This is a genomic window from Mycobacterium sp. IS-1556, from assembly GCF_001499985.1.
Classification (GTDB): Bacteria; Actinomycetota; Actinomycetes; order Mycobacteriales; family Mycobacteriaceae; genus Mycobacterium.
Genome location: NZ_LQIM01000039.1, coordinates 85972 through 111361 on the forward strand (window position 1 = coordinate 85972; position 25390 = coordinate 111361).

Sequence of the window (25390 nt, forward strand, 5' to 3'; positions counted from 1 at the left end):
AAGCATTACAGTTCGCATAGGCCCGGCTCAGGAGGAATGCGCAGAATGAATGACGTCGCGATCATCGGTGTCGGACTGCATCCGTTCGGCCGCTTCGAAGGCAAATCCGCGATGGAGATGGGCGTCGACGCGATCTTCGCCGCGGTCGCCGACGCCGGCGTGGAATGGAAGGACATCCAGTTCGCCACCGGCGGCAGCTGGACCGTCGCCAACCCCGACGCGATCGTCGGCATGGTGGGGCTGTCCGGTATCCCGTTCACCAACGTGTTCAACGCCTGCGCGACGGCGGCGAGCGCCGCCAAAGCGTGCGCCGACGGAATCCGGCTGGGCGACTATGACATCGGCATCGCGATCGGTCTGGACAAACATCCGCGCGGCGCGTTCACCGAAGACCCCGCCCTCGTCGGCATGCCGCGGTGGTACGCCGAGAACGGCCAGTACCTGACCACCCAGTTCTTCGGCATGAAGGCCAATCGCTACCTGCACGAGCACGGCATCAGCCAGCAGACCCTGGCCAAGGTCGCGGCCAAGAACTTCCGCAACGGCGCGTTGAATCCGAACGCGTTCCGCCGCAAGCCCATCCCCGAGGACCAGATCCTCAACTCCACGATGCTGAACTATCCACTCACCCAGTACATGTTCTGCGCTCCCGACGAGGGCGCGGCAGCGGTGGTCATGTGCCGCGCCGACATCGCCGAGCGGTACACGTCCAAGCCGGTGCACCTGCGGGCGGTCGAGGTCCGCACCCGCAAGTACGGCGCCTACGAGGTGAACACCACGTTCGCGCCCGTCGAGGAGGACGTCGCGCCGACGGTCTACGCCGCCAAAGCTGCGTTCGAAAAGGCCGGAGTGGCACCCGAAGACGTCGATGTCATCCAGTTGCAGGACACCGACGCCGGGGCCGAGATCATCCACATGGCCGAATGCGGCTTCTGCGCCGACGGCGAGCAGGAGAAGCTGTTGGCCGACGGCGCCACCGAGATCACCGGTTCTCTGCCGGTCAACACCGACGGCGGTCTGATCGCCAACGGCGAGCCGATCGGCGCGTCCGGCCTTCGGCAGATCCACGAACTGGTCCGCCAACTACGCGGCGAGGCGGGCGACCGCCAGGTTCCCGGGGAACCGAAAGTCGGCTTCTCCCAACTGTATGGCGCGCCGGGCACCGCCGCCGCGACGATCCTGACGAGGTGACGCCCACTGCTCGCCAGGGCGGGTTTTGACACGTCTCATCGCGGTATGCGTGAAACAACTCCACACTCGACGCAACGACCCTTGGCGGGCATGCTGTAGACCATGCCCACCATCACCACGAGCGACGGCGTCGACATCTTCTTCAAGGACTGGGGTTCGGGACAGCCCATCGTGTTCAGCCACGGCTGGCCGTTGTCGGCCGACGACTGGGACACCCAGATGCTGTTCTTCCTGCAGCACGGATACCGTGTCGTCGCCCATGACCGTCGTGGCCACGGCAGGTCGTCGCAGGTCGCCGACGGTCACGACATGGACCATTACGTAGACGATCTCGCCGCGGTCGTCGAACACCTCGACCTGCGCGACGCGATCCATGTCGGGCATTCGACCGGCGGCGGGGAGGTCGCGCATTACCTGGCGCGGCACGGTGAGAGTCGAGCTGCCAAGGCCGCGCTCATCAGCGCGGTGCCGCCGCTGATGGTCAAGACCGAGGCCAATCCCGACGGACTGCCGAAGGACGTGTTCGACGACCTGCAGGCGCAATTGGCCGCCAACCGCTCGGAGTTCTACCGCGCGCTACCGTCCGGGCCGTTCTACGGATTCAACCGCCCCGGTGTCGAGGCGTCCGAAGCAGTCATCGAGAACTGGTGGCGCCAGGGCATGATGGGCGGCGCCAAGGCGCACTACGACGGCATCGTCGCGTTCTCGCAGACGGACTTCACCGAGGACCTCAAGAAGATCACCATTCCCGTACTGGTCATGCACAGCGAGGACGACCAGATCGTGCCGTACGTCGCCGCGGGGCCGCGCTCGGCCGAACTGCTGTCGAACGGCACGTTGAAGACCTACCAGGGATTTCCGCACGGCATGCCGACCACGCACGCCGACATCATCAACGCCGACCTGCTGGAGTTCATCCGGTCCTGAGCCATACTTCATCACCCGGCGCGACAGCCGGGACCAATCCTGTTGTCGGGCCGATCATTTGAACTCATCCGGCCGGCGCCAGCATGTGCTTCCATCCGTCATCTCCGGTGTGCGTCGAATGTTCGACTCCGTACTTGACTCCGTTGGGGGCGACGACTTCTCCGCTGGACGGGTTGTACGTCGCCGCGGGAGGAGTGTTCGGGGTGTAGTCGCACGGGTTGGGCTGTTGCCCGCTGCACTGGACGGTTCCCGAACCCGGCGGCGACAGCGGATCGCTGACTGGCGGTGGCGTGCCGGGCAACAGATCGGCGGGCAGCGGGTTCAGGCCGGTGTTCACCGACGGCGCGGGGATCACCCTGCCGGGCTCCACCGGGTGATCGCAGCGCGCGGCCGGCGCCGGGCAGCTCAAGATCTGATTGGGATCCCCGTACCACGGGTTGGTGCCCAGCGGGACGTAAGGCTCGTCGCTGCGGCACTCCCGGGGAGTCGCGGCGCGCTTGCCGGGGACGTCGACACAGGGGATGTTGCGCGATCCGCGAACCACGTTGGCGGCGGTGTCCTTTGGGATTTTGCAGTACATGCCCGCCGGTAACGGCGCCTTACTGGTGTCGGCGGTTGCGCGCCATTCCGAGGCCGGCAGGAACCCGGTGAAGCACGGCGGCGGCTGGTTGATGCTGAACGCGAAATCCAGCACGATGTCCTCTCCAGATGCGGTTGCCGTCTGCGCGATCGACGTGAGCTGAGGAAGCAGCACCAGCAACTGTTCGGCGTTGGCGTGGTAGCGCTTGAGCATGTCGAGCACGATCGCGAGATTGGCCAGTGTCTGCGGAAGCGATTCGCCGACGCCGGCGAACACCGCATTGAGCTGATCGGCGAGCGGTGCCGCGTTTGACAGGATGCTGTCGAGGTTTTGGTCCGTCTCTGCGGCCTGGCGGGCCAGGATGTTCGACCGGGCGGCCCAGCGTTCGATGGAGTCGGCGGAGTTGACCTGGCTGTCGAGTATGGGGCCCGAATGCGCGATGATGTCGTTGACGGCGTCGATGTTCGCTTTGAAATCACCGACGGTCGCTTGAGTGGAGTCGACGAGGCGTTGCAGCGCCGGCCCCAGCCCGCCGACAGCCTGGGACGTCTCGTCGAGCAGCGAGGCGATCTTGTCCTCGGGCAGCGCCGCCAACCCACGGTTGGCGGCGTCCAGTGCGGGCCCGATCGCGGCCGGCACTGTGGACTTGGTGATGGTCTGGCCGGGCGCGAAGTATTGGTCAGGACTGTTCTCCGATACCAGATCGATGTACTGCTCGCCGACCGCGGACACCGAGTGCACGTTGGCCGTGGCGTCGATCGGGATCTTGTACTGATCGCCGATGCTCATCGTGGCGATGGCGCCCCGGCGGGTCGGTTCGATGTTTGTGACCTTGCCGATGGTGACGCCACGCGAAGTGACATTGGCCGTCGCATACAAGCCGCCCGAGGAGGGGAGTTCGGCCTTGAGCTCGTACTGCCCGACACCGGCTAGGCGAGGAATGTGCATGTAGTACCAGCCGAGCACGATCACCCCTATCACCGTCAGGACAGCGAAGACGACCAGTTGGCGCTTGATCTGGGGCGTCAGCACGGCTCATTCACTCCGTTCCACCAACGGTCCGCCGGGGACGTTGTTCGGGTTGGGGGTGAAGCGGACGTCCGGGAGCATCGTTGCCGGGTCGCGTCCCCATGACTGTTCGAGCGCGCGCAGCATGCCCGAGAGTCCGGTTCCGGTGAGGATGCCGTTGTCGATGGCGCTCAGCGTCAGGTCGATATTTCCCGACAGGTTGATGTAGTCGCCGCGGACCGCCTTTGGCACCGCGTCGATGTCGAACGGCGCGGTCAGCATCAGCTTCAGCGCTTGCAGCAGCAGGGGTGAGGCGCGGCCCAGTTCGCGCAGTGGACGTTGAAGGGCCTGCAGGTCAGTGTGCAGATTGGCTTGCGCCGCCGACAGGGTTCGGTCGGTGACCGCGCTGAGTCGTCCGACAGCATCGATCGCGTCGGTGAACTGGTTCTGCGTGTCGGCGAAATGCTTGATCAGGGGCGGGAACTCGGTTAGTACACGATCCAGGGTGTCGGAGCGCTCGGCCACATACGTCAGCAGCCGGTCGATGGAATCGATGGCGTGGGTGATGTCGTCGCGTTGCGCGTTCAGCTCCGCTGTGAATGTGGCCAGCTTGCCGAGGAATTCCCGAATCTCCTCGGCTCGGCCGCTCAGCATGTTGTAGATCTCGTTCTGTATCACTTCAAGATTGGGGATGCCCCCGCCGCGTAGCACGGTGGCCACACTGGCCAGTGTGCGCTCGGTCGTCGGGTAGGCCGAAGAGTTTTGCAACGGGATGGTGTCGCCGTCCGTCAGCGGCTCCGGTGACGGGTTGGCCGGCGCGGCCAACTCGACGTGTTGCGAGCCGAGCAGGCTGGTCTGGCCGATGCTGGCGGTGGCATTCTTCGGTAGCCGAACGCCCTTTTGGATACCGACGGTCAAGACGGCGACCCAGTTTTTCAGTTCGATGGATCGCACGGTGCCGACGAAGACGTCGGCCACCCGTACCCGGCTGTTGGCGTTGAGCGCCAGTGTGTCTGGCATCTGCACGTAGACGGTGTAGGAATCGGCGCCAGTGCCCGGGCCGCCGGGCAGCGGCACATTCGCGATGCCACGCCAGTTCGCGCACGATGTCAGCACGGCGGCGGCCGTCAGCAGCGCCAGCGCCTGCCATACGCGGTGACGCATCGAACTCCCCGTGGCGCTCATTGGCCCGGTCCTGCGGGTGCGGACGCCTCGGCGGCGAGAGGTCCCGGCGGTGGCGCAGGAGGCCCTGCCGGCGGCGAACCGCCCGGTACCGGGCCAGGGACTACTCCTGGCGCAGGGCCCGGTGGTGGCCCGGGCTGGGGGTACCACGGCGGGGGCAACGGGCTGGATTCGTTGTAGGCATTAGGTGGCCCCGCCATGTTCTGTCCGGGCGGCGGGGGTGCGATATCGGGTCCACCTAAGAGCTCCGCCAACGACTCCGGAGTCAGCATGTTCCGGGTGAACGGTGACACCTCCACGCCCTGCATTCCCGGCGCCACCACCCAGCCCGGCTCGTGGTTCCCGTGCGAGAACGGTGTATCCGGGGAGAAGATTCCGGGCACGGTGGTGTCTTTGTAGCCCGGCGGGGGCCGCAGCCGCTCCTCGGAGTAGGCGATGTGCTTGGGCAACGCGGCGGCCGTGCTGACCAGATTCACGCCGAACGGCGGATAGTTGAACTTGATCGCGTCGAGGATGGGGGCCAAGTACTGAGCGCACAGCTCAGCTGACTCTTGATAACCGAGCCGGCTGCCGGCTTGAATCGCGCTGCAGATCAACTGCAAGGGGTTTGCGAAGTTCAGGAGTGCGGGCAGACCGACCACCCCGCCGTGTGCAGGCTGGTAGATGTTCTGGAAGTTGGCGGCCATCGTCGGAAAGATGTGCAGCGCCGTTTCCAGGCCGTCGAGGCGGTCGGGTTGCACCACAGCGGTGGTCACCTGCTCGAGATTGTTGACGTCGTGGGTCAGCACCTCGGCGTTGTCGTCGAAGAATTTGCGCGCCGCGGCGATCAAGCTGTCGAACTGTTGCGTCGCGTCGGCGAGTTCCTGACCGGTGTTGGTGAACAAGGTGGTGAACTGTGCCAAATCGGTGTTGAGTTGCGTGAACCGTTCGTGGTTTTGATGCATCGCGTTGACGAAGAGCGCCAGGCTGCGCAGCACCGCGAAAAAGTCGCCACGACCCTTGTTGAGCGCGGTCAGCGCGTCCGACAGGCTGGTCAAGGTGGTGTTGATCTGGTTGCCCTTGCCGGCCAGCCCGTCGGCGAGCGATTCGATGACATCGCCGAACGGGCCCTTGGGCTGATCGGGCGTCGGGCCGAGTTTGTCGAGGGTGTTGGCGATCCGATCGCGTAGGTTGTCCCATTCCACCGGCACCTGGGTGCGTTCGAGGGGAATCACCGCGTTGTCGGCCAGCACCGGGCCGCCGCGATAGGGCGGCGTCAACTCGATGACCCGCGACGCCACCAGGCTGGGGTTGACGATCGCCACGGAAGCGTCTGCGGGGACCTTGTACTTGTTGCTGTAGTGGAAGGTCACCTTCATCCTGTCGCCCGCGGGCTCGATCTTGTCGATCGAACCCACGCGCACACCCATGATTTGGACCTTGTCGCCGGCGTAGAGGGCGTTGGCCTCGGTGAAGTAAGCCACCACGGTGTTGGTCGTCAACTTCTGGTACACCTCCCGGCCGGCCACGACGCCAACGAGCGCCAATACAACCACGACGACGCCGAGCGTCACTGCCGTGCGAGACACCTGCGGCAGCTTGAGGTTTCGAATGTTGAAGATCGTCGACATCGTCAGTGACCTCCAATGTCCGTTGGCCACGGCACGCCCGGCGGTGGGGCGGCCGGAACCTGCGGGCCGGGTCCCGCGGGCGGTGGCGGTCCTGTCACTGGCCCGGGTGGCATCGCAGGCGGAGGGAATGGTTGCGATACGGGGCCAAGGGGTTCCGTACGCGCTCCCCGCGGCGCCGGCGGCAGCGGTACCGGCACGCCCTGCACTTGTGGCGGTGTTTCTCCCGGGACACCGGCGATGGGAATGCCGGGTTGGTATCCGGGCCCGCTCGGGTTGGGTTGCGACGTAACGACGTTCGGGGGTCCGAAGCCGGCGAACGGTCCGAGGGGACCCTGGCTCTGGTCGAGATGTGCGCACGGAAGTGGATTGGCCATAGTGGGTGTCCCGTCGGCCGGCGGGGTGTACGAGCAGGGCGAGCCCGGCGGGACGGCCGGCCCCGGGTTCTCGGGTGTGCCCTCCAACACCGGCGGCGCCGGCGGCGGCGCGCCGTTGGGGAAGCGCATCCCGTTCGGGTCGGGCCATCGGAATGCCGGCAGACCCGCTCCGCGCCAGAAGTTCTCAGGATCGATACCGCGCTTCTTGAATGCGGCATCGACGAACGGTTGCAGAATCTGGTAGGGCAGCAAGTTTGCGATCATCACCTTGAAATACGGCCCCGACGCCAGGCCCTCGTTCAACGCGGCGGTGTACTTGGCAAGCGTGACAAGCACCCTGCCCAAGTCGTCCTTGCGTTCCACCAGCACGTCGGTGAGCGTGCGTACCTGTTCGAGTACGTGGTTGAGGTTCGGGTTGTCGTCGATCAAGCCCTGCAGTTGCTTCGAGAAGGCCGAAACCCGTTCCAGGAGTGCGTCGATTGCGTCACCACGCTTGTTGAACGCGGCAAGTAGGCCCTGCGCGTTGACCAGCAACCGGTCGAACTCTTCGGCGCGGTTCCCCAGTACGTCGGCCGCCTTGTGTGCCTGCGCCAGCAAATGAGTAATCTGCTCGTCGCGCTTGCCGATGGTGTCGGAGAACTCGGCCACCCCGTCGAGGGCGGCACTCAGGTGGGGGTAGGTCTGGTCGACGGTTTCCGATAGCACGTTGAGTGACTGCTTGACGGTGTCGATATCCCAGCCAGCGGCGGCCTCGGTGACATCGAAGAACGCGTCATAGATCTGGTACGGGGTAGTGCTTTGGCCCAGTGGCAGCGTTTCGCCGGGCCTCAGGGGCCGATCGCCCCGCGGCTCGATCTCGAGCACTTTTTTGCCCAGGATGGTGTCGGTGCGAATGGCCAGTCGGCTCTCGGCGCCAATGGTGTTGGTGCCGATCGAGAACTTCACTGCGACATGGTCGCCGTCAATCGCGACGCCCTCCACGATGCCGACGTCGGTGCCCGCGATGCGCACTTTGTCGCCCGGGAAGACTCCACCCGAGTTCGCGAACTCCGCATAGTAGGAGGGGCGGGCGAAGAGCATCGGCACGCTGGTGAAGGTCTGACCGACGCCGATCACCAACGCGGTGATCGCAATGAACATGAGTCCGACGCGAATTCGGTTGGAACGCTGTAGTGATCTCATTGCGGCGTACACCGACCCGTCGGCTGGGACAGGAGCTTGACCGTGCGAACCGGCCCGCCGGGCTGCAGTCCGTTCAACTTCAGGCCGATATCACATAGGTACAGGTTGAAGAAGTCGCCGTAGATGCCTCCAGCGCGGCCGATCATCTCGAATGCATCCGGCACCTTTCGGAGAAGATCGTCGAGCTGCGCCTGTTGATCGACGAGCGGAGTGGCGATGACGTCGAGGCGTTGCACGGTGTCGTGCAGCAAGGGGCGGTTGTCGGCGAGCAGGTCGGCCAAAGTCCCCGCAGCGTTGCTGATGTCTGCGGTTCGCTCGGCGAGCGGATCGCCCTTGTCCTTCAGGCCGGTGATCAGCACTTCGAGGTTGTCGATGGTCTGGTCGAACTCCGGTAGCTGCCGAACCGTGGTGTCCAGCACGGCGTTCAGATTGTCGACCACCGCACCGATGGCCTTGTCACGCTCGGCGATGTGGGCGGTCAGCTGCGCGGTCTGGTCGAGAATGTCGTTGATGGTGCCGCCCTGGCCCTGGAACACGGTGATGATGGACTGGGCGATGGTGTTGACCTTCTCCGGGTTCAGTGCCCGGAAAAGCGGCTTGAAACCACCGATGAGCGCGTCGAGGTCGAGGGCCGGCTGGGTGCGAGACAGTGGAATGACGCCGCCCGGCGGCAGGACTTGCGCCGCGCCCTCGCCCGCCCCGCGCTTGAGTTCCACGTAGCGGTTGCCGATCAGGTCTTGGTAGCGAATCGAAGCGGTGGTCGACTGATACAGCGGTAACGACCGGCTCACTGTGAAGTGCACCTGCACGCGTCGCCCACCGTCCACCAACTCGATCTTCTTGACCTTGCCGACCTCGACGCCGGATGCGCGGACGAACTGGCCCGCGCGCAAGCCGCTCGCGGTGCTGAACACCGCGGAATAGCTGTTGGTTCGGTCGAAGCGCAGTTGGCCGAACACCACGACGATGCTGATCGTGAGTATCAGCAGCACCACCGACAGCGCGGCGAGCTTGATGTTGAGACCCGTGGTTTTCATGGGTTGATCGTGTTCTCCCCGAATTGGCGGCCCCAGACGTACTCGGTGAGCATCGGCTGGCCGATTTCGAAATGGTTGTAGGGGGCCATGTTGAAGCCGGTGTCTGTGACCAGCCACGGGGCCGGCCACAGTTCGCGGGTGATCTTCTGCCAGCAACCCGGTTTGCCGCCGGGCCCACCCTCGGCGTTTACCCGCGGGAGGTTGTCGGGATAGATGTATGGGTTCGCGGCACCCAGTATCAGGGCGTTCGCGTTGCCGGAATATCCGTTGCCGCCCAGTATCTTTGCCACTTTGGGTTGGAGATCGTGAAAGTTGCGGATGGTGCAATACAGGGCGGGGCTGTGTTCATCGAGCAGCTCGGCGGTGGGCACCAGATCGGCGATCCCGCGCTGCAGGTACGGCCCACCCCGTTCGAAGATGTCGGCGCCGGTGTTACCGAAGCCGATCGCCGCCAACAACGCTGCATCGATGTTGTCGCGTTGCGCGTTGAATGTGTGCGCCGTGGTCACGGCATTGTCCAGAGCCTCCCAGAGATCCGGTGACGCGTCGGCGTAGATGTCGGCGAGATTCGCCAGTTGCCGGACGTCGTGGCGAAGCTGCGGCATCTGCGGATTGACGTCGTCGAGAATGGCGTTGCCGTCGACAATTGAGGCGCCGAATCTGTCACCCAATCCGGTCAACGCCTCGGCCGCGGCCGATAGCGTCATGTTCAACTTGACCGGATCTACCTTCTCGGCGATCGACGTGATCGTCTCGAAGAGCGTGTTGAATTCGGTGGTCACCGAGGTTACATCGATCACGTCGGTCGGTTTGATCGATTGCGGAGAAGGGTCTTTCGGAGTTGTGAAGGTCACGTATTTGTTGCCGAATACGGTGCTTGCCGTGATGTCGGCGAGGACGTTCGCCGGAATCGTGGGCACGTATTTCGGCTCCACGGTCAGGGTGATCTTCGCCATCGGGCGGCCATCGTGTTCCACCCCATCGACGGCTTGCACGCGGCCGATCGCCACCCCGTTGTAGGTGACCTTCGAGCCGGGGTCCATCACCAGACCCGCGCGTTCGGCCAACATCGTCAGCGTCGTCTTAGCCGTCAGATCGCCGCGGAACTGCATGTACGCCAATGTAAAAACCGCTGAGAGCAGGATCAGCGCGAAAAGCGCGGCCAGTTTCCTGCGAGGTTTGGGGAACTTGTTCTCCTTGACTTGGGACACGGGAAGGGGCGTGGTCATCGCGAGTCACACCGTGAGGTTGAAGTTGGGGTCGGTGCCGTACAGCGCCAACGAGGCCACCAGCACGATCACCACGATCAAAATCAGGGATGCGCGCATCGACTTGCCCACCGCCTCGCCGACACCCACCGGCCCGCCGCTGGCGTTGAAGCCGAAATAGCAATGGTTCAGCAGGACGCACAGTGCGATGAGGATCGTGATGGAGAATGACCAGACGATGTCGTCGGGCCGCAGGAAGGTCGTGAAGTAATGCTCATAAGTTCCAACGGACTGTCCGTAAAAGAGGGTGGTGACGAGCCGGGCGGCGAGGAACGACAAGATGATTGCGATCGTGTAGAGCGGAATGATGACAATGGTCCCGGCGCTGATCCGGGTGGCCACCAAGAATGAGATCGATTTGATGCCCATCACTTCCAATGCGTCGATCTCCTCGCTGATGCGCATCGCGCCAAGCTCGGCGGTGGCACCGGCACCGACCGTTGATGCGAGCGCCATACCGGTCGTAACGGGCGCGACGATTCGCACGTTGGCCAATGCAGCGAAGAATCCGGTGAAAGCCTCTACGCCGATGTTGCCCAGAGAAGCGAAGCCCTGGATTGCGATCAGCGAACCGGCTGACAATGTGACGAAACCGATGATCGACACGGTGCCGCCGATCACCGCCATGGCGCCGGTGCCCATGCCCATCTCGGCGACCAGCCGTAGCGTCTCCTTGCGGTAGTGCCGCGTGGCGAACGGGATCTGCCGCACCGCCGCGAGGACGAACAAGGTCACGTCGCCGATGCGGTCGAGAACACGCGGCAACGCAGTCGTGGCGTCGGTAACGTGTTGGTAAGTACGCGGATACCGCGCGCGCAGAACGGTCGCGGTACTCATGTCAGTTTCCGGTCCCGAACCGGACACCGATCGCGGTGAGGACCACGTTCACTGCAAACAGGGCAAGCACGCACAACACGAGCGTCTCGTTCACCGCGGTGCCCACCCCCTTCGCGCCTCCGCCAACGGTCAGCCCGCGATAACAGCCGACGAGACCGGCGATCATCCCGAACAACGTGGCTTTGACGATCGAGATGACGACTTCGGGCAAGCCGGTGATGAATGTCAGCGTCGAGACATACGCGCCCGCGGAAACGTTTTGGATGTATACGCCGAAGAGAAAACCACCGACGAGCCCGATGGTGATCACCGCGCCGTTGAGCAGCGCGGCTACGTATGTCGATGCGACGACGCGTGGCACCACTAGCCGGTGGATCGGGTCGATTCCGAGTACTTCGAGCGCATCGATCTCCTCACGGATAGTGCGGGCACCGAGGTCCGCGCAGATCGCCGTGGAGCCCGCGCCGGCAACCACTAACACCGTCACCAGCGGGCCCAGCTGCGTCACCGCGCCGAGCGCCGCGCCCGCGCCCGAAATATCCGCGGCGCCAAACTCGCTCAGCAGGATATTGAGCGTGAAGATGATCAGCACGGTCAGCGGGATGGCGACCGCGACCGTGGGCAAGAACGAGACCCGAAACAAGAACCAGCTCTGCAGTTTGAATTCGCGCCATTGAAACGGCCGAGTCAACGCCTTGGCAGTGTCCACACACATCTGCGCGAAGCCGCCGACCGCCTCCAAACTCGGCCCGGCTTGCTCACGGACATAACCCTTCAAATCTGGTGGGGTCGTCACCGGCACCCCTCGGTCGCGCCGACCCATGCTGATTTGCTGAATTCTGTATATAACATTTCGTTTGGGCGTACTACATGGCCCCCATCATCGGCCTCAGCGGCGGCTTCGAACACTGGTAAGACCATGTCGACCTATCCCAAATACACGTTGCTCCAGTCCTCTTCGTATTCGTAGAGGACTACTGTGATCGCGATCACCGTAGCACTGGCTGAATGAGCAGTCAACGACTGACTGCGCAGACAGTCAGTATGGTGGTATAGTTGCCCCATCAGGTGAGGAGGCGGCGTGACACCGATGCGCGACGATGCGGAATTGCGCGGAAAATCCGCCGAGATTCTGGACGCCTTCACGCGCAGCGTCGCCCGGGATGGCTACGAAGGAACCAGCTTCTCCATCATCGCGACCGAACTCGGAATCTCACGGGGTTTGATAGCGCACCACTTCGGCACCAAGGAACAGCTCTTCGCGACTTCGCACTCTTCCTACATGCGACGACGAATCGACGAGGCGGTTCGGATCGTCGATGAATTGGCCACGCCGGCCGAGCAACTCGCCGGGCTCCTATACGGTGCCATTCTGGTTCAGACACTCGATCGAGATGCGACTGTGGCGTTTCAGCGTGAGGTCGCTCGGCTCGCGAAGGAAGACGAGGGTTCCGAGGGCCGCAAGCTGCGAGCCGAGTACACCGAGCTCGTGCGCGACGTGCTCGATGCGGGCGTTGCATCTGGTGAGTTCCGTCCCGGTGACACGAGGACGCGAAGCCTGCTCATCTTTGGTTCTGTGCATTGGGCGTGGACTTGGTTTCGACCGGAGGGGCCGAAGTCGGTCGAGCAGATCGGCGCAGAAATCGTCGATCTGGCCCTCGGATCGCTGATGGTGACACGTCGTCGGTTGGCGCGGCTCGCCGACCCAGACGGTGCAATCGTCGCCACTGTGCGCGACATTCTCGCCAACGGACACCAGAGGCCTGCGAAGTCGCGTTCAGCTTGAACACACTTGGTGAGGTTTGTCGCGAGGTCCTGAGCCCTACTTCATCACCCGACGCGACAGCCGGCCGATCACGCGGCGCATCGGATCCGAGATGAACACGGCGACAAGACCGTTGCCGAGGTCCTCGCGTAAGCGCGTCAGCTTCGAGCTCTTGATGCGCCACCGTCCGTCGGCCTTCTCGTAGGTCTCGGTGTAGTGCCCGTACCCGCGCAGGTTGATGCCAGGACCGAATCGCACGACGTCCTCGAGCGCCCACACACCGCGTGCCGTCGTCGACGAGGTGATCTCGATCTCCGGTGCATGCACCTGGTGCACGGTCGCCTGGTTGCGCAGGCTCTTACGGGTGAACGCGACGAACTCGTCGGCGCCGTCGATCACCTTGCCGCCCGCTTCGGAGGTATCGCTGTGAAAGTCGTCGGCGAAGATGGTGCGCCAGGCCGCCCACTGCTTGGTGTCGAGCAGCCTGCAGTAGCGCGCTTTCAACTGTTTGATCGCTTCGATCTCCACGAGGTCGGCTTCGGTCACTTGGCCATCTCTTTCGCGCGTTCGACATAGAACCGCGCCGCCCGCCTGATCGACTCGGCGGTCGGCCGTGGCTGCCAGCCCAGTTCTCTTGTGGCCTTACTGTGGTCCGCCGGCGGCATGATGTGCAACAGTCGGACACCGGTGATGTTGATCGGCATCTGGCGTCGCAGCAGCCTGCCCGCCGCGGTGGCCATTCCGACCGCGGTGTACACCAGGGCGAGCGGGACGCCGAATCGCGGCGGCGTCGCCCCGACCTCGGTTGCCGCTGTCTGCAACATGTCTCGCATCGACATGTATGACTCCGAGATGATGTACCGCTCGCCTATCGCGCCGTTCTCGCCGGCCAGCAGAAATGCCTGCGCGACATCCTCGATGCCCACGACCTCGGTGTGCACTCCCCGGACGTAGGCGGGGATCTTGCCGAATGCGGCGTACTGCACCATCAACCCCTGATGCGGCTGCCAATCGCCCGGGCCGTACGGGTTCGACACGCACATCGCCACCGCGGGAAGTCCGCGCTCGCGCACGTAGCGCAGCACGAGATCCTCTGCCTGGCAGCGTGATTCGATGTATGCGCCGCCCTTGTCGCCCCAGTCGAACGGCATGTCCTCGGTGACCGGGCCGCGACCGTCGCCCAGCGCTATCGTGCCGATGGTGCTGCAGAACACGAACCGATGAAGGTCGGTCTCGGCGGCGACCTCGAGCACCCGCCGCAGGCAGTTGACGTTCGTCTCGAACAACGGCGCCGGATCGCGCAGGTGGAAGCGGGTGTCCACGATGCAGTAGTAGACGACGTCGCGGTCGGACATCGCCGCGCGCAGCGCCTCGTCGTCGTAGAGATCGCCGTAGCGGCGTTCGACATCGAGGTCGTCGATGGCCACCGTCGAACTGGTCTTGCGCAGGTACACCCGGACGTCGTCGCCGCGCTCGACGAGTTTGCGGGTGACATGGGAGCCGACGAAGCCGCTGGCGCCCATCACGAGTGCTCGACGGTTGGCGGGCGGCAATGTTGTCACCTTCCGTGGGTCACGAGCGGGGCGGCTCGCAGGCTCGCGCAGAAGTCTAGGACGCTTTCTTGGCGACGGGGGCGTATGCCGGCTTGCCGAGACCCAGCGCGTATTGGGCGATCATGTTGCGGAACACCTCCAGCGTGCCACCGTAGATGCCGACCAGCGGCGCGAAGCGATACACGTACTCCGCGGCGCCGTCGTCGGCGGCACCGTCGGCGCCCAGCGGCAGCGACGACGCGGTGCCGAGGATGTCCATCAGATCCGGCGAGATGTCCCGCATCGTCTGCGCCAGCGCCACCCGACCGAAGATGCTGGTGGCCGAGAACGCCGCCTCCATGCGGGCGACGCTGCGTCCCAACCGGTACGCCACCGAACCGTCGTCGATCAACCTGCGGCCGTTGGGGTCTGGCTCAGTGACCTTCGCCGCGGCCTTGTCGACCGCGGCGGCCATGGTGTTGGCCTGATGCATCATGATCGAGACGTCCTGAAGACCGTCGGCCGCCGCTTCGACCGCGCCGTGCTCGACGTTGAGCGGTTCACGCACCACCGTCCAGCCGTCGTTCACCTCACCGAGGCGATACTTGTCGTCCACACGGACATCGCTGTAGTAGACGATGTTCGTCCGATCGCCGTCGACGGTGCGGATGCCCTGAATCTCGATGCCCGGCGAATCGAGCGGTACCAGGAACATGGTGAGGCTCTTGTGCTTCGGTGCATCGGGATCGGTGTTGGTGATCAAGAAGACGTACTGGCAGTTGTGCGCACCGGTGGTGAACATCTTCGAGCCGTTGATGACCCAGCTCGATCCATCGGCTTCCCGCACCGCCCTGGTCTTGCAGGTCGCAACGTCGGACCCGCCTTCGGGTTCGGTGTAGCCCAGGCAGAGCCGTACTTCGCCGGTGTACACCCGCGGCATCACCTCGGCCTTGAGTTCCGGGGAGCCGAACTTGTCCACCGACCGCGCGATCATCGCGGTGGTGCCGAACGTCACCCACGGCGCGTGCGCGCGGCGCTTCTCCAGTTCCCAGATCCGACGCCGCACCCGGTTGAATCCGCCTTCGGATTCCGGCTTCCATTCGCGCGCGAGGTAACCGGCCTTACCGAGCGCCAGGTGGACGCCTTCGTCGAAGTTGTCGCCGGTCTCACGATCGCGGCGCAGGACGTCCTCGGTGACGATCTCGCGCAGGAACGCGCGCGCCTCGTCCTGGAACACCCGGTCTTCGTCGGAGAGTTCGACCCGTGAGAAATCCATTTACTCGGCCTCACCGCTCTCCCGCGCCGCGACGATGTCGGCGATGTACTTGGCACTGGCGGCGGGGTCTCCTCCGGCCAGCGCCCATCCCCTGGCGCGCAACAGGTATGCACTGGCGGCGGCCTCGGCCGAAACCCCGAGCCCGCCCTGGACATGCACGGCCATCGTGGCGGCTTTGGACGCCTCTTCGGCCATGAACACGAATGCCGACGGCGCCAATTCGGGCCGCTCGTCGGGCTCGTTGTCGAGGAACCACGCCGCGCGGCGCGCCAGGTTGCGCCCGCCCTGGACGGTGATCGCGATATTGGCCAGCGGATGCGAGATCGCCTGCAATGTCGAGATCGGTACACCAAGGGTGTAGCGGGTCTTGGCGAACTCGGCGGCGATGGTCATCGTCTCCTCGACGAGGCCGACCAGCGCCGCGGCGGTCAGGACGCGCCATTCATCCAGTGCTCGTTGGTATTCCGCCACCGCATCGGCCCCGCTCGCCAGGACTGTCCGGCTGTCGGCGGCCGACGGATCGATCCAGGCCATCGGCAACCGGCCGATGTTGTCCACCTTGACGGGCCGGGTGGCGAAGGTCAGCTTGACGATGTCTTGAAGACCGGGGCCGTCGCGGACGATGAGATGGTCGGCGACCGCTGCACTCGGCAGCAGTCGCATCCCGGGTGCGCTGTCCTGTTGCGGGTCGAGGCCGACGATCTGCTTGCCGCTGACGATATCGGGATCGACGGCGCCCAGTCCGCCGAGCAGACGCGCGGCGCAGACGTGGTCGATCCACGGCACCGGGGCCAGCGACCGGCCGATCTCCTCGGCCACCAACGTCAGGTCGACCAGTGCCGCTCCGTCGCCGCCCAGAGCTTCGGGCAGCGCCATCGTGGTCGCGCCCATCGTGCACAGACGTTCCCACAGGCTCTTGTCGAAGCCGGATGCCTCTGCGGCGCGGACGGTTTCGATCGAACAGTGGGTTTTGAAGAAGTCCTTGTACGCCGCCTGCAGCGCCTGGTGGTCCTCGGACAGGCTGTAATCGAGCCTGCGCAGTTCGTAACGGTCCATCACTGCTCCTTGTCGGCGCCGAAGAAGAATTCCTGCGCGTTGTTGTACAGGTAGTTGTTCAGCACCTCGGTCGGCAGGTCGAGGGCGATTGCCTCGGGAACGACACGGCGCATCTTGAGCACCGGCCAGTCCGACGCATAGATCACCTTGTTCGGTCCTCGGGTGCGCATGTAGTGAAGCAGGCTGTCGGGCAACCGCTTCGGCGACCACGCCGATGTCATCAGGCGAAGATTCTGATACTTGATCAGCAACCGGATCGCGACGTCCCACCACGGATCGGCACCGTGGATCATGCACAGCTTGAGTTCGGGGAACCGCACGCAAACCCGGTCGAGGTGGATCGGGTTCTGCACCTCGCCCGGAATCGGCGGTCCCGGCAGACCGGTGTTGACGCACAGCGGCAATCCGAGTTCGGCGCACTTGGTGTAGAGCGGGTAGTACACGGCGTCGCTGGGCGGATACTGACCGTCGCCCCAGAAGCTCGGCCCCACGGCCGTATACGCCACCGGCAGGTCCTTCACGACGGCTGCCAGCTCCCGCAGCGACGGGATGGGCCGCAACAGGTTGACACCGCCCATCGCCAGCGCGAACCTGTCCGGCCTGGCATCAACGAACTTGCGCGCGGTGGTCGAGGGTTTGGCGATGCTGTCCATCAGGATCGCCTTGACGACGCCCTGTTCGTCCATCTCGTCGAGCAATTCGCTCAGGTCGACGGGGGCGAACATCGACTGCGGACCCTTGAAATAGTCGTCGCGGACCTTGAGCATCCACGTCGGCTGCTGCTCGGTCTCGCCGAAGTGGACGTTGACCAGGCAGTCGATGGTCCGATTGGCCTTCGGGGAGGCTTGGGCGCTCATGTCAGCGACACCTGTTGTGTCGCAGTGCTTTTAGCCCAGCGGTAATCGGGCTTGCCGTTGCCGAGGCGACGAACGTGATCGACAAAGATGAACTCCTTCGGTGCCTTGAAGCGTGCGAGGCTCGACGTGCAATGTGTGCGCAGTGCTTCGTGGGTGGCATGCGCGCCGTCCCGCAGGGCGACAAGTGCCACGACTTCCTGACCCCACCGCTCGCTCGGCCGGCCCACCACCAGCGCGTCGGCGATGCCTGGGTGGGCGCGTAGCACTTCCTCGACCTCCTCGACGAAAACCTTCTCACCCCCGGTGTTGACGATCAGCGAGTCGCGGCCGAACAACCGCAGCGTGCCGTCGGCCGACAGCGATCCGCGGTCACCGGAGATCACCACACGCCGTCCGTCGACCACCGGGAACGTCTGTCGTGTCGCTGCTTCGTCGTCGAAGTAGCCCAGCGGAATGCGCCCGCCGCGGGCGACGAAGCCCACCTCGTCTTCGCCGGGCGCCACGAAGCGTCGGTAGTCCTCGGACAGCACCAGTGCACCGTCACGCAATTCGAAGGTGTCCTTCTCCTCGCCGCGCTGGCTGCGGCCGAACCCGACGTTGCCGGTTTCGGAGGATCCGTACCCGTTGATCAAGGTGATCTGCGGCAGCAGATCCAGCAGCGCGCGTTGGTGTTTCGGGTTGGTCGCCGCTCCCCCGGTGCCGATCGCGAACAACGACGACAGGTCATAGGAGCCGCGGCGCAACTCGTCGACCAGCGGTGCGGCGTAGGCATCCCCGACCATCGTCATCAGGCCGACCTTCTCCCGTTGTGCGGTTTCCAGTACCGCGCGCGGGTCGAATCTCGTCCGGTCATAGAGGATCACCGGCAGTCCGTTGAGCAGCGCGGCGAACGCCGTCCACATTCCCGCGGCATGCATCAGCGGCGACACCGCGAACCACGGTTGTCCGCCGTGTGCGACCTTGGCGTGAATCTCGTCGACGGAGTCGTGGTCGGCCCCGTTCATCGAGATCACATAGGTATCGCTCTGGCGCCACATCACGCCCTTGGGCCGGCCGGTGGTGCCGCCGGTGCACACCATCATCACGTCGTCGGGCGAGGGCATGATGTGGTGGTCGGTATCGCCGTGCGCCAGCGCATCTTCCAAGGCGATGGCACCCGGCAGCTGCGGAGCCGAAATGTCGTCATCGACCGAGATCATCAGGTCGGCGCTGGCGGGTGGAAGCACGTCGGCGAACTTGGGTCCGAAGGACCGATGATAGATGACGGCGCGGGGGCGCAGGTAGTCGAGGAGTTCGGTGACCTCGCGGGGCGTGTAGTTGTAGTTCACGTTGACCGGGACGGTGCGCGCCTTCAGGCATCCGATCACCATGTCGGGGTACAGGTCGTTGTGCATGAGCAGCGCGACGCGGTCCTGCCCGCACTCCCAGTTCTGCAGTTCGGCGCGTTCGCGGTGCGCGCCGAACCCTTGCCCGGCAAGGTAGTTGGCGAGCCGACGGGTGCGCTCGGCCGACTCGCCGAACGTGCTGCGGCGGGCCCCGCATACCGTCATCAGCCGATCGGGCACCGCCTGAGCGATCGCGTCGAGGACCGCCCCGATGGTCCACTCGGGCATGCTAGGCGCCGACCCGCACGCTCGCACCGAGCAGCTCGAGAGCGTTGTCGCGCATCACCTTCCGGGTGTCTTCGGCACTGAACTCGGGGAACTGCGGGATGTCGGCGGTGAACGCCATCGGGTCGGCCAGGCCTTCGCCGTGCGGCCAGTCCGAGCCGAACAGGATCTTGTCCACGCCGATGGTCTCGGCCAGCAGTTTGACGTCGTCCTCGTAGTACGGCGCGATCCAGACGTTGTTGCGCAACTGCTCGACCGGGTCCTCCTTGAAGTGGTACGGCGCCGTGTTGGCCGCCTTCTTCAGCCGCTTGATCAGCCGGTAGACGAAGTAGGAACCGTTCTCGATGCTGGCCACCTTCAGCTTGGGGTGCCGGGTGAACACCTGGTGCACGATCATCGAGGCCATCGAGTCGTGGATGGCGCGGTCGTCGAGCAGGACCTGGTCGAGCGGATCCTTCTTGCCGAAGCCCTCAAACGTCGACTTGCCGCCCCACAGCGCCGCAATCGCGAGGTACCCGCTGTCGGACAGGTGGAAGATCACCGGCACGCCGGCTTCGGCGAGGCGCGCCCAGACCGGATCGTGCAGCGGATCGCCCAGCGACCGCGGTTTCACCACGCCCGGCACGGGCGCGGGCCGCACGCACACCGTCTTGGCGCCGCGACCCAGGACGAACTCGACCTCCTCGACCGCCTTGTCGGGGTCGGCCAGCGAGATGATCGGCGCCGAGATGAACCGGTGGTCGGGCCGGTCGAAGCCCCAATCCTCGTCCAGCCACAGGTTGAATGCGTGCACCGACGCCATCGTCGCCTCGATGTCGTGCTTGAGCGCCTCCTCGACGCCGCACGCGAACGTCGGCAGCATGAACACCGTCTCGAGGTTCTGCTTGTCGAGGGTCTTCACCCGGGCGTCGCGGTTCTGGTACTCGGGGTGGTCGGCCAACCGGTCGACCTTCATCAGCGATGCCGGGTCGACGCCGTCGGGAATCTCGCCGCGGAACAGCAGGTCCAGGCACCCGGGTTCGATGATCGGGTCGAACGTCGGGTTCGGGATGAAGTGGTTGACCCGCTCGCCGATCACCGCGAAAGTGCGCTTGCCGTCGGTGAGCATTTGCACGCCACGGCGTTTGAACTCCTTGGGCAGGTGCCTCGTGAACGAGTCGACCGGTTCGTAGTAGTGGTTGTCGACGTCGATGGCCATGTAGTCCAGCGGTTTCGGGGAAGTCATGGGGTGTCCTCCTGCTGCGGTGTCAACGGCGGAAAGTTCGGTGGGCGCTTCTCGAAGAAGCTCGTGATGCCCTCGAGGAAGTCGGGCCGCGTCATCGATTCGTGCATCAGCTTCTCGGCATGGTCGCTGGCTTCGAAGACACTGCGCATGGTGTCTGCGTACACCTGTTGCTTGATCACCGCCAGCGAACTGGGCGCACAGTTGGCGGCGATGTCCTCGGCATAGCCGATCGCGCGGGATAGCAACTCGTCCGGCGCCAGCACCTCGTTGACCACGCCGAGCCGTGCGGCCTCGTCGGCGAAGAACATCCGGCCGGACAGCAGCAGGTCCATCGCCACCCCGGTGCCCACGATCCGCGGCAGGATCCAGGAGATCCCGTATTCGGCGATCAGCCCACGTCGCGCGAACGAGGTCGTGAACTTGGCGCCGTCGGCCGCGAAGCGCACGTCGCACATCAGCGCCAGCGTCAAACCCATTCCCGCGCAGGCTCCGTTGATCGCGGCGACGACGGGTTTGCGCATGCTCATCACGAAGTGTGGATGGCGCGCGCCGACCAGCTTCCCGACGTCGGCGTCGGCGGCGCCTTCGACGGTGGCGGCGCTGATCGTGGTCAGATCCCCCATGTCCGCGCCGGCACAGAATGCGCGACCGCTGCCGGTGACCACGATCGCCCGCACGGTGGGGTCCGCCTCGGCACAGTCCAGTCGCTCGTAGAACATGGTGGCGAGCCCGCCGCCCCATCCGTTCATCCGGTCCGGCCGATTGAGCGTGATCAGCGCGACGCCGGTGTTACGCACCTCGTAGCGCACCGGGGTGATGACCGGTTCGGCGACGTGGTCAGGAGCGCTCACCCGGCAGTCCTCCTCCGGCGGTCCGAGGCTTGTGAATGCTCATACTGTACACCTATCGGTAGTGCCTTCCGCAACCGTCGGGAACTCAGCTGCCGACCAGCCCGAACCGCCGATATGCAGCGTCGATCTGGGCTCTGGCCTCGGCGGGCAGCCCCGCCTGCGGCGGCCGCGAGTGCGGATACGCGCCGATGGGCAGTCCGAGCACCGATGCCGCGTACTTGAACGCGCCGCCCCAATGTGTGAAGTAGTCCGGCCGACCCGGATAGCAGGTGAACCACGACCCCATGTCGAGGTCGAACTGGTCCAGCCCCGATTCCCGCGCATGGTCCATGGCCTCGACGAGCTTGTCGGCCAGGATGAGTTCCCAGTACTCCGAGAACGGCCGGTGCGCAGCGGTCTCGAACAGGTACCCGGCGGTGCCGAGTTGCGCGGGGCAGACGACGCCGTCGCGCAGCCACCCGGCGCGGTACACGGTCTTGTCGCACTCCCACACCGCAAGTCCGGGCGCCAACTCGTGCAGCATCCGGCTGGCGGCCGGGCGGAACGCACCTTCCTTCGTCGCGCAGACAGCCGGAATCTCGTGGAAGATTTCGGCGCTTTCGGCCGGTGTCAACACGTAACCCGACGACGGCGAGTTGAACATTCCGAGCGCGATGTCGGTGCGGTCGGCGATGTATCGGAAAAAGCGCAGCACGCCGACTCCGCCGTGCGCTTCCATCATCGGGGTCTGGATGTAGACGATGTCGGCGCCGACCTCCTGTGCATGACGCGTCAGCTCGAGGCAGTCCTTGGCCGCCGTCGCGGCCGTGCACGCCTGAACGACAACGTCGGGATTGGCGGCCCGGCCCTCTTCGATTGCGATCTCCAGCAATCGTTTTCGCTCGTCGATCGTCAGGGCCCAGAATTCGGCGATGCCGCTCGTGCACCACAGCAGCGGGTGATTCAGAACGCCGACGCAGTGCCGCACCAGCGCCCGATACGCGTCCCAGTCGATGTCGTCGCCGTCGACACCGCAGAAGGGCGTGTACAGCGAGTCGCCGATACCCCGCAGATGAGTGCGGGCCCACTCTCGAGCGTCTTTCGCCGTCGCCACGATGATCTCCTCAGTCTCAGGTGAAGTCTGAGCCGCCGTCGACGTTGACGTTGGCCCCCGTCATGTACGAGTTGCGCCGAGACGCGAGAAACGCGACGACGGGCGCGATTTCGTGCGGTAAGCCGGCCCGCGGCAGGTGAGCAGGGTGGCCGAAGTGCTCGCCGATGGCGGCCATCAACGCGTACGGATCGTTGCCGTCGACACCGACGGATTCGGCCCAGCCGATCAATGCTTCCGATGCGATGCTGCCCGGTGAGACCACGTTGACCAGGATCTCGTCCTTGGCCAGCAACAACGACAGGTTTTTCGAAACACTGGTCAGCGCCGCTTTGGCCGCGGTGTAAGCGGGCAGGATCACGCTCTGCCGTTGTGTCGAATGCGCGGAGAAGTTGACGATGCGCGCCCAATCCGCGGTGCGCAGCAACGGAAGCGCCGAACGCACGCAGTGCACCATTCCCATCACTCCGCCGTCGAACGCGTTTCGCCACTGCTCGTCGGTCAGATCCTCGAAGGTGCCGACGGCGTCGGGTCCAACGGCGTTGATGAGGATGTTGAGCCCGCCGTCCCAGCGCTTCCCGACCTCATCGAAGACCCGCTGAACCTGGTCGATGTCGGTGGTGTCGGCGGTCAGCGCCACCGCGTCGGGGCTGCCGAGTTCGGTGAGGGCTGTGGCCGCGTCGTCGAGGACGTCCGGTGTGCGGCCGACGACCGCCACCCGGGCACCGTCTTCGGCCAGGCAACGCGCGGTCGCGAAACCCATCCCGCGCCCGCCGCCGACCACGACGGCCGTGGCGTCCTTCAGCCCGAGATCCATACGGCCTTTCGCTACCCGATTCGGTAGTGAACCTTACTATAGGACTTACAGTAGAACGGTGAAATCACCGTCGGAAGCGGCTGACGGTACATTCAGGTCCACCAACCCCGTTCGCGGGGGCGCAACGTACAGCTGATTCGATGGAGGTGCCCTACGTGGCAAGGCAACCGACCGCCGAGAAGCGTCAGCGACGTGAGCGCGGATCCATCAATCCCGACGACATCATCAACGGCGCCTTCGAACTCGCCGAACAGGTGGGCATCGACAACTTGTCCATGCCACTGCTGGGCAAGCACCTCGGTGTCGGCGTGACGAGCATCTACTGGTACTTCCGCAAGAAGGACGACCTGCTCAACGCGATGACCGACCGCGCGCTGCGCCAGTACGTCTTCGCGACGCCGTATGTGGAGGCCAAGGACTGGCGCGAGACGTTGCGCAACCACGCACGCACGATGCGAAAGACATTCATGGGCAACCCGATTCTGTGCGACCTGATCCTCATCCGGTCCGCGCTGAGCCCGCGGACGGCGAAGGTCGGCGTGCAGGAGGTCGAGAAGGCGATCGCCGGCCTGGTGGAGGCGGGCCTTTCGGCCGAGGACGCATTCGACACCTACTCCGCGGTGTCGGTGCACGTTCGCGGATCGGTGGTGCTGCACCGCCTTCGCGAGAAGAACCGCGCGGCCGCCGAGGGTCCGAGCGACATCGAGGAGACGATGACCATCGACGCCGAGACCACCCCGCTGCTGGCCTTGGTCACCGAGAAGGGTCACCACATCGGTGCGGCCGACGACAAGAACTTCGAGTTCGGCCTCGAGTGCATTCTCGATCACGCGGGCCGGTTGATCGATGAGACGAAGACCAAGCCCGCGAAGAAGTCTCGTAAATAGCGATTTCGGTGTAGTTCATCGCGCTCACCGCAACCAACTACACCGAAATCTCCTAGACCTCGATGACGACCGCGCCGCCCTGGCCGCCGCCCGCACACATCCCGGCGACGCCGATGCCACCGCCGCGCCGCTGCAACTCGTAGACCAGCGTGGTGACCATCCGCGCGCCGGATGCGGCGATGGGATGGCCGAGGCTGCAACCACTTCCGGAGAAGTTCACCAACTCCTCGTCGATGCCGAACTCACGGCAGGCCGCGATCGGCACCGATGCGAACGCTTCGTTGATCTCCCACAGCGCGACATCGGATGGCTTGAGCCCGGCACGATCGAGCACCTTGCCGATGGCCTTCACCGCACCGAGCCCGCAATCGCGCGGTGGCACGCCCGCCGCGGCCCAGGCCCGCACGGTCGCCATCTTGGTCAAGTTCTCGGCGTCGGCGTACTCACTGTCCACCAGCGCCACCGCGGCCGCGGCATCGTTGGTGCCGCTGCTGTTGCCCGCGGTGATCGAGAAGCCCTCGATCTCCGGATGCAGTGGCTTGAGGCCGGCCAGCTTCTCGACGGTGGTGTCGCGGCGCGGATGCTCGTCGACGCTGAACTCGATCACCGAACCGTCGAACTGCTGTACCTTCAGCGGCACGATTTCGTCGACGAACTTGCCGGCGTCGATCGCGGCGATGGCGCGTTGATGCGACCGCGCCGCCCATGCGTCCATCTCTTCGCGGGTGATGCCGACCGCCTGGGCGGTGTTCCAGCCGACGGTGATCGACATGTCCTTGCACGGGGCGTCGGGCGTCTCGACGTGCGTCGGCGGCATCCACTTCTCTTCGAACTTCAACTCGGGCCCGGGGATGCGCCAGTTGACCAGCGGCGTCATGGACAGCGACTGCACACCACCGGCGATCAGCGCACGCTCCATACCGGAGCCGATCTGCGCCGATGCATTGCCGATCGCGGTGAGGCTTCCCGCGCAGTGCCGGTTCACCGACTGCCCGGGTACGTCCTGCAGGCCGATGGCGTCGGCCGCATAGCGGGCGAGATCGCCACCGCCGTAATGTGATTCGGCGAAAATGAGGTCGTCGATGGCCTTCGGGTCGATCCCCGACCGCCTGATCACCTCGGGCAGCACGGTGGTGATCAGCGTTTCGGGTGGAGTGTTGACCAGCGTGCCCTTGAAGGACCGGCCGATCGCCGTCCTGGCGGCACCGACGATGACGGGTGTGCGCAT

The 25390-nt window shown here is 65.0% G+C and carries 23 protein-coding genes; 4 read left to right on the forward strand and 19 right to left on the reverse strand.

Annotated elements, in window-relative coordinates; genetic code table 11:
• Positions 1 to 45 precede the first annotated feature (45 nt).
• Entirely contained in the window at positions 46 to 1191 is a 1146-nt protein-coding gene (locus AU187_RS20420) for a thiolase family protein (protein ID WP_059100869.1), read from the forward strand.
• Between the two features lie 102 nt (positions 1192 to 1293).
• A complete protein-coding gene (locus tag AU187_RS20425) occupies positions 1294 to 2118 on the forward strand; it encodes an alpha/beta fold hydrolase (protein WP_059100870.1) in 825 nt (274 codons plus the stop codon).
• Positions 2119 to 2182: 64 nt separating this feature from the next.
• On the opposite strand, the gene AU187_RS20430 is transcribed toward AU187_RS20425, so the two are convergent.
• From AU187_RS20430 to AU187_RS20465, 8 genes are read right to left on the reverse strand one after another with little or no spacing between them, the layout of a single operon-like run.
• Positions 2183 to 3730, reverse strand: a complete 1548-nt coding sequence (locus AU187_RS20430; RefSeq protein WP_059100871.1) for an MCE family protein — start codon at positions 3728 to 3730, stop codon at positions 2183 to 2185.
• Between the two features lie 3 nt (positions 3731 to 3733).
• On the reverse strand, positions 3734 to 4891 hold the full coding sequence (locus AU187_RS20435; RefSeq protein ID WP_502687782.1) for a virulence factor Mce family protein: 1158 nt from the start codon (positions 4889 to 4891) through the stop codon (positions 3734 to 3736).
• The gene (locus AU187_RS20440; RefSeq protein ID WP_059100873.1) at positions 4888 to 6498 is read right to left on the reverse strand and encodes a virulence factor Mce family protein; all 1611 of its coding nucleotides are present in this window, start codon (positions 6496 to 6498) and stop codon (positions 4888 to 4890) included. The genes AU187_RS20435 and AU187_RS20440 overlap by 4 nt, the downstream gene beginning before the upstream one ends.
• A 2-nt stretch (positions 6499 to 6500) precedes the next feature.
• Positions 6501 to 8054, reverse strand: a complete 1554-nt coding sequence (locus tag AU187_RS20445; RefSeq protein WP_059100874.1) for a virulence factor Mce family protein — start codon at positions 8052 to 8054, stop codon at positions 6501 to 6503.
• The gene (locus tag AU187_RS20450; RefSeq protein ID WP_059100875.1) at positions 8051 to 9091 is read right to left on the reverse strand and encodes a virulence factor Mce family protein; all 1041 of its coding nucleotides are present in this window, start codon (positions 9089 to 9091) and stop codon (positions 8051 to 8053) included. The genes AU187_RS20445 and AU187_RS20450 overlap by 4 nt, the downstream gene beginning before the upstream one ends.
• Positions 9088 to 10320: an MCE family protein gene (locus tag AU187_RS20455; RefSeq protein ID WP_059100876.1), complete on the reverse strand. Its 1233-nt coding sequence runs from the start codon at positions 10318 to 10320 to the stop codon at positions 9088 to 9090. Before AU187_RS20455 ends, AU187_RS20450 begins: the two co-directional genes overlap by 4 nt.
• A gap of 6 nt (positions 10321 to 10326) precedes the next feature.
• A complete protein-coding gene (locus tag AU187_RS20460) occupies positions 10327 to 11196 on the reverse strand; it encodes an MlaE family ABC transporter permease (protein WP_059100877.1) in 870 nt (289 codons plus the stop codon).
• 1 nt (position 11197) lies between these two features.
• Positions 11198 to 11992 carry an MlaE family ABC transporter permease gene (locus AU187_RS20465; protein ID WP_059101127.1) on the reverse strand — a complete coding sequence of 265 codons (795 nt, stop codon included), beginning with the start codon at positions 11990 to 11992 and terminating at the stop codon, positions 11198 to 11200.
• Positions 11993 to 12286: 294 nt separating this feature from the next.
• Here AU187_RS20465 and AU187_RS20470 point away from each other — a divergent pair, with 294 nt between their 5' ends.
• Complete coding sequence (locus AU187_RS20470; RefSeq protein WP_059100878.1) at positions 12287 to 12982, forward strand: TetR/AcrR family transcriptional regulator; 696 nt, start codon at positions 12287 to 12289, stop codon at positions 12980 to 12982.
• A 36-nt stretch (positions 12983 to 13018) separates the two neighbouring features.
• Here AU187_RS20470 and AU187_RS20475 read toward each other — a convergent pair whose 3' ends face one another.
• The 10 genes from AU187_RS20475 to AU187_RS20520 all read right to left on the reverse strand — a co-directional run bounded on the left by AU187_RS20475 (position 13019) and on the right by AU187_RS20520 (position 23275).
• Positions 13019 to 13507 (reverse strand): nuclear transport factor 2 family protein, encoded by a 489-nt coding sequence (locus AU187_RS20475; RefSeq protein WP_059100879.1) that lies wholly within the window; start codon positions 13505 to 13507, stop codon positions 13019 to 13021.
• Positions 13504 to 14484 (reverse strand): NAD-dependent epimerase/dehydratase family protein, encoded by a 981-nt coding sequence (locus tag AU187_RS20480; RefSeq protein WP_059100880.1) that lies wholly within the window; start codon positions 14482 to 14484, stop codon positions 13504 to 13506. Before AU187_RS20480 ends, AU187_RS20475 begins: the two co-directional genes overlap by 4 nt.
• Positions 14485 to 14569: 85 nt before the next feature.
• Positions 14570 to 15769, reverse strand: a complete 1200-nt coding sequence (locus AU187_RS20485) for an acyl-CoA dehydrogenase family protein (RefSeq protein WP_059100881.1) — start codon at positions 15767 to 15769, stop codon at positions 14570 to 14572.
• Complete coding sequence (locus AU187_RS20490; RefSeq protein ID WP_059100882.1) at positions 15770 to 16825, reverse strand: acyl-CoA dehydrogenase family protein; 1056 nt, start codon at positions 16823 to 16825, stop codon at positions 15770 to 15772. It lies immediately after the preceding gene.
• Entirely contained in the window at positions 16825 to 17682 is an 858-nt protein-coding gene (locus tag AU187_RS20495) for an amidohydrolase family protein (RefSeq protein WP_059100883.1), read from the reverse strand. The genes AU187_RS20490 and AU187_RS20495 overlap by 1 nt, the downstream gene beginning before the upstream one ends.
• A complete protein-coding gene (locus tag AU187_RS20500; protein WP_059100884.1) occupies positions 17679 to 19295 on the reverse strand; it encodes an acyl-CoA synthetase in 1617 nt (538 codons plus the stop codon). Before AU187_RS20500 ends, AU187_RS20495 begins: the two co-directional genes overlap by 4 nt.
• A gap of 1 nt (position 19296) precedes the next feature.
• Positions 19297 to 20517, reverse strand: coding sequence for an amidohydrolase family protein (locus AU187_RS20505; RefSeq protein ID WP_059100885.1), 1221 nt, complete (start codon positions 20515 to 20517; stop codon positions 19297 to 19299).
• A complete protein-coding gene (locus AU187_RS20510) occupies positions 20514 to 21368 on the reverse strand; it encodes an enoyl-CoA hydratase (RefSeq protein WP_059100886.1) in 855 nt (284 codons plus the stop codon). Before AU187_RS20510 ends, AU187_RS20505 begins: the two co-directional genes overlap by 4 nt.
• Positions 21369 to 21453: 85 nt before the next feature.
• Positions 21454 to 22461 (reverse strand): dihydrodipicolinate synthase family protein, encoded by a 1008-nt coding sequence (locus AU187_RS20515; RefSeq protein ID WP_059100887.1) that lies wholly within the window; start codon positions 22459 to 22461, stop codon positions 21454 to 21456.
• A gap of 16 nt (positions 22462 to 22477) precedes the next feature.
• Positions 22478 to 23275, reverse strand: coding sequence for an SDR family NAD(P)-dependent oxidoreductase (locus AU187_RS20520; RefSeq protein ID WP_059167235.1), 798 nt, complete (start codon positions 23273 to 23275; stop codon positions 22478 to 22480).
• Between the two features lie 140 nt (positions 23276 to 23415).
• On the opposite strand from AU187_RS20520, the gene AU187_RS20525 reads away from it, so the two are divergent.
• Positions 23416 to 24162 (forward strand): TetR/AcrR family transcriptional regulator, encoded by a 747-nt coding sequence (locus tag AU187_RS20525; RefSeq protein WP_172800326.1) that lies wholly within the window; start codon positions 23416 to 23418, stop codon positions 24160 to 24162.
• A 52-nt stretch (positions 24163 to 24214) separates the two neighbouring features.
• Here the strand turns inward: AU187_RS20525 and AU187_RS20530 are convergent, their stop codons facing one another.
• Positions 24215 to 25390, reverse strand: a complete 1176-nt coding sequence (locus AU187_RS20530; protein WP_059101129.1) for a thiolase family protein — start codon at positions 25388 to 25390, stop codon at positions 24215 to 24217.

Excerpts from the sequence above, each read along its gene's own strand:
- AU187_RS20495 (WP_059100883.1), bottom strand. The coding sequence starts at position 17,682 with ATGAGCGCCCAAGCCTCCCCGAAGGCCAATCGGACCATCGACTGCCTG.
- AU187_RS20505 (WP_059100885.1), bottom strand. The coding sequence starts at position 20,517 with ATGACTTCCCCGAAACCGCTGGACTACATGGCCATCGACGTCGACAAC.
- AU187_RS20420 (WP_059100869.1), top strand. The coding sequence starts at position 46 with ATGAATGACGTCGCGATCATCGGTGTCGGACTGCATCCGTTCGGCCGC.
- AU187_RS20450 (WP_059100875.1), bottom strand. The coding sequence starts at position 9,091 with ATGAAAACCACGGGTCTCAACATCAAGCTCGCCGCGCTGTCGGTGGTG.
- AU187_RS20500 (WP_059100884.1), bottom strand. The coding sequence starts at position 19,295 with ATGCCCGAGTGGACCATCGGGGCGGTCCTCGACGCGATCGCTCAGGCG.
- AU187_RS20480 (WP_059100880.1), bottom strand. The coding sequence starts at position 14,484 with ATGGGCGCCAGCGGCTTCGTCGGCTCCCATGTCACCCGCAAACTCGTC.
- AU187_RS20520 (WP_059167235.1), bottom strand. The coding sequence starts at position 23,275 with ATGGATCTCGGGCTGAAGGACGCCACGGCCGTCGTGGTCGGCGGCGGG.
- AU187_RS20530 (WP_059101129.1), bottom strand. The coding sequence starts at position 25,390 with ATGCGCACACCCGTCATCGTCGGTGCCGCCAGGACGGCGATCGGCCGG.
- AU187_RS20435 (WP_502687782.1), bottom strand. The coding sequence starts at position 4,891 with ATGAGCGCCACGGGGAGTTCGATGCGTCACCGCGTATGGCAGGCGCTG.
- AU187_RS20490 (WP_059100882.1), bottom strand. The coding sequence starts at position 16,825 with ATGGACCGTTACGAACTGCGCAGGCTCGATTACAGCCTGTCCGAGGAC.
- AU187_RS20445 (WP_059100874.1), bottom strand. The coding sequence starts at position 8,054 with ATGAGATCACTACAGCGTTCCAACCGAATTCGCGTCGGACTCATGTTC.
- AU187_RS20440 (WP_059100873.1), bottom strand. The coding sequence starts at position 6,498 with ATGTCGACGATCTTCAACATTCGAAACCTCAAGCTGCCGCAGGTGTCT.
- AU187_RS20425 (WP_059100870.1), top strand. The coding sequence starts at position 1,294 with ATGCCCACCATCACCACGAGCGACGGCGTCGACATCTTCTTCAAGGAC.
- AU187_RS20470 (WP_059100878.1), top strand. The coding sequence starts at position 12,287 with ATGCGCGACGATGCGGAATTGCGCGGAAAATCCGCCGAGATTCTGGAC.
- AU187_RS20455 (WP_059100876.1), bottom strand. The coding sequence starts at position 10,320 with ATGACCACGCCCCTTCCCGTGTCCCAAGTCAAGGAGAACAAGTTCCCC.
- AU187_RS20460 (WP_059100877.1), bottom strand. The coding sequence starts at position 11,196 with ATGAGTACCGCGACCGTTCTGCGCGCGCGGTATCCGCGTACTTACCAA.
- AU187_RS20485 (WP_059100881.1), bottom strand. The coding sequence starts at position 15,769 with ATGGATTTCTCACGGGTCGAACTCTCCGACGAAGACCGGGTGTTCCAG.
- AU187_RS20525 (WP_172800326.1), top strand. The coding sequence starts at position 23,416 with ATGGAGGTGCCCTACGTGGCAAGGCAACCGACCGCCGAGAAGCGTCAG.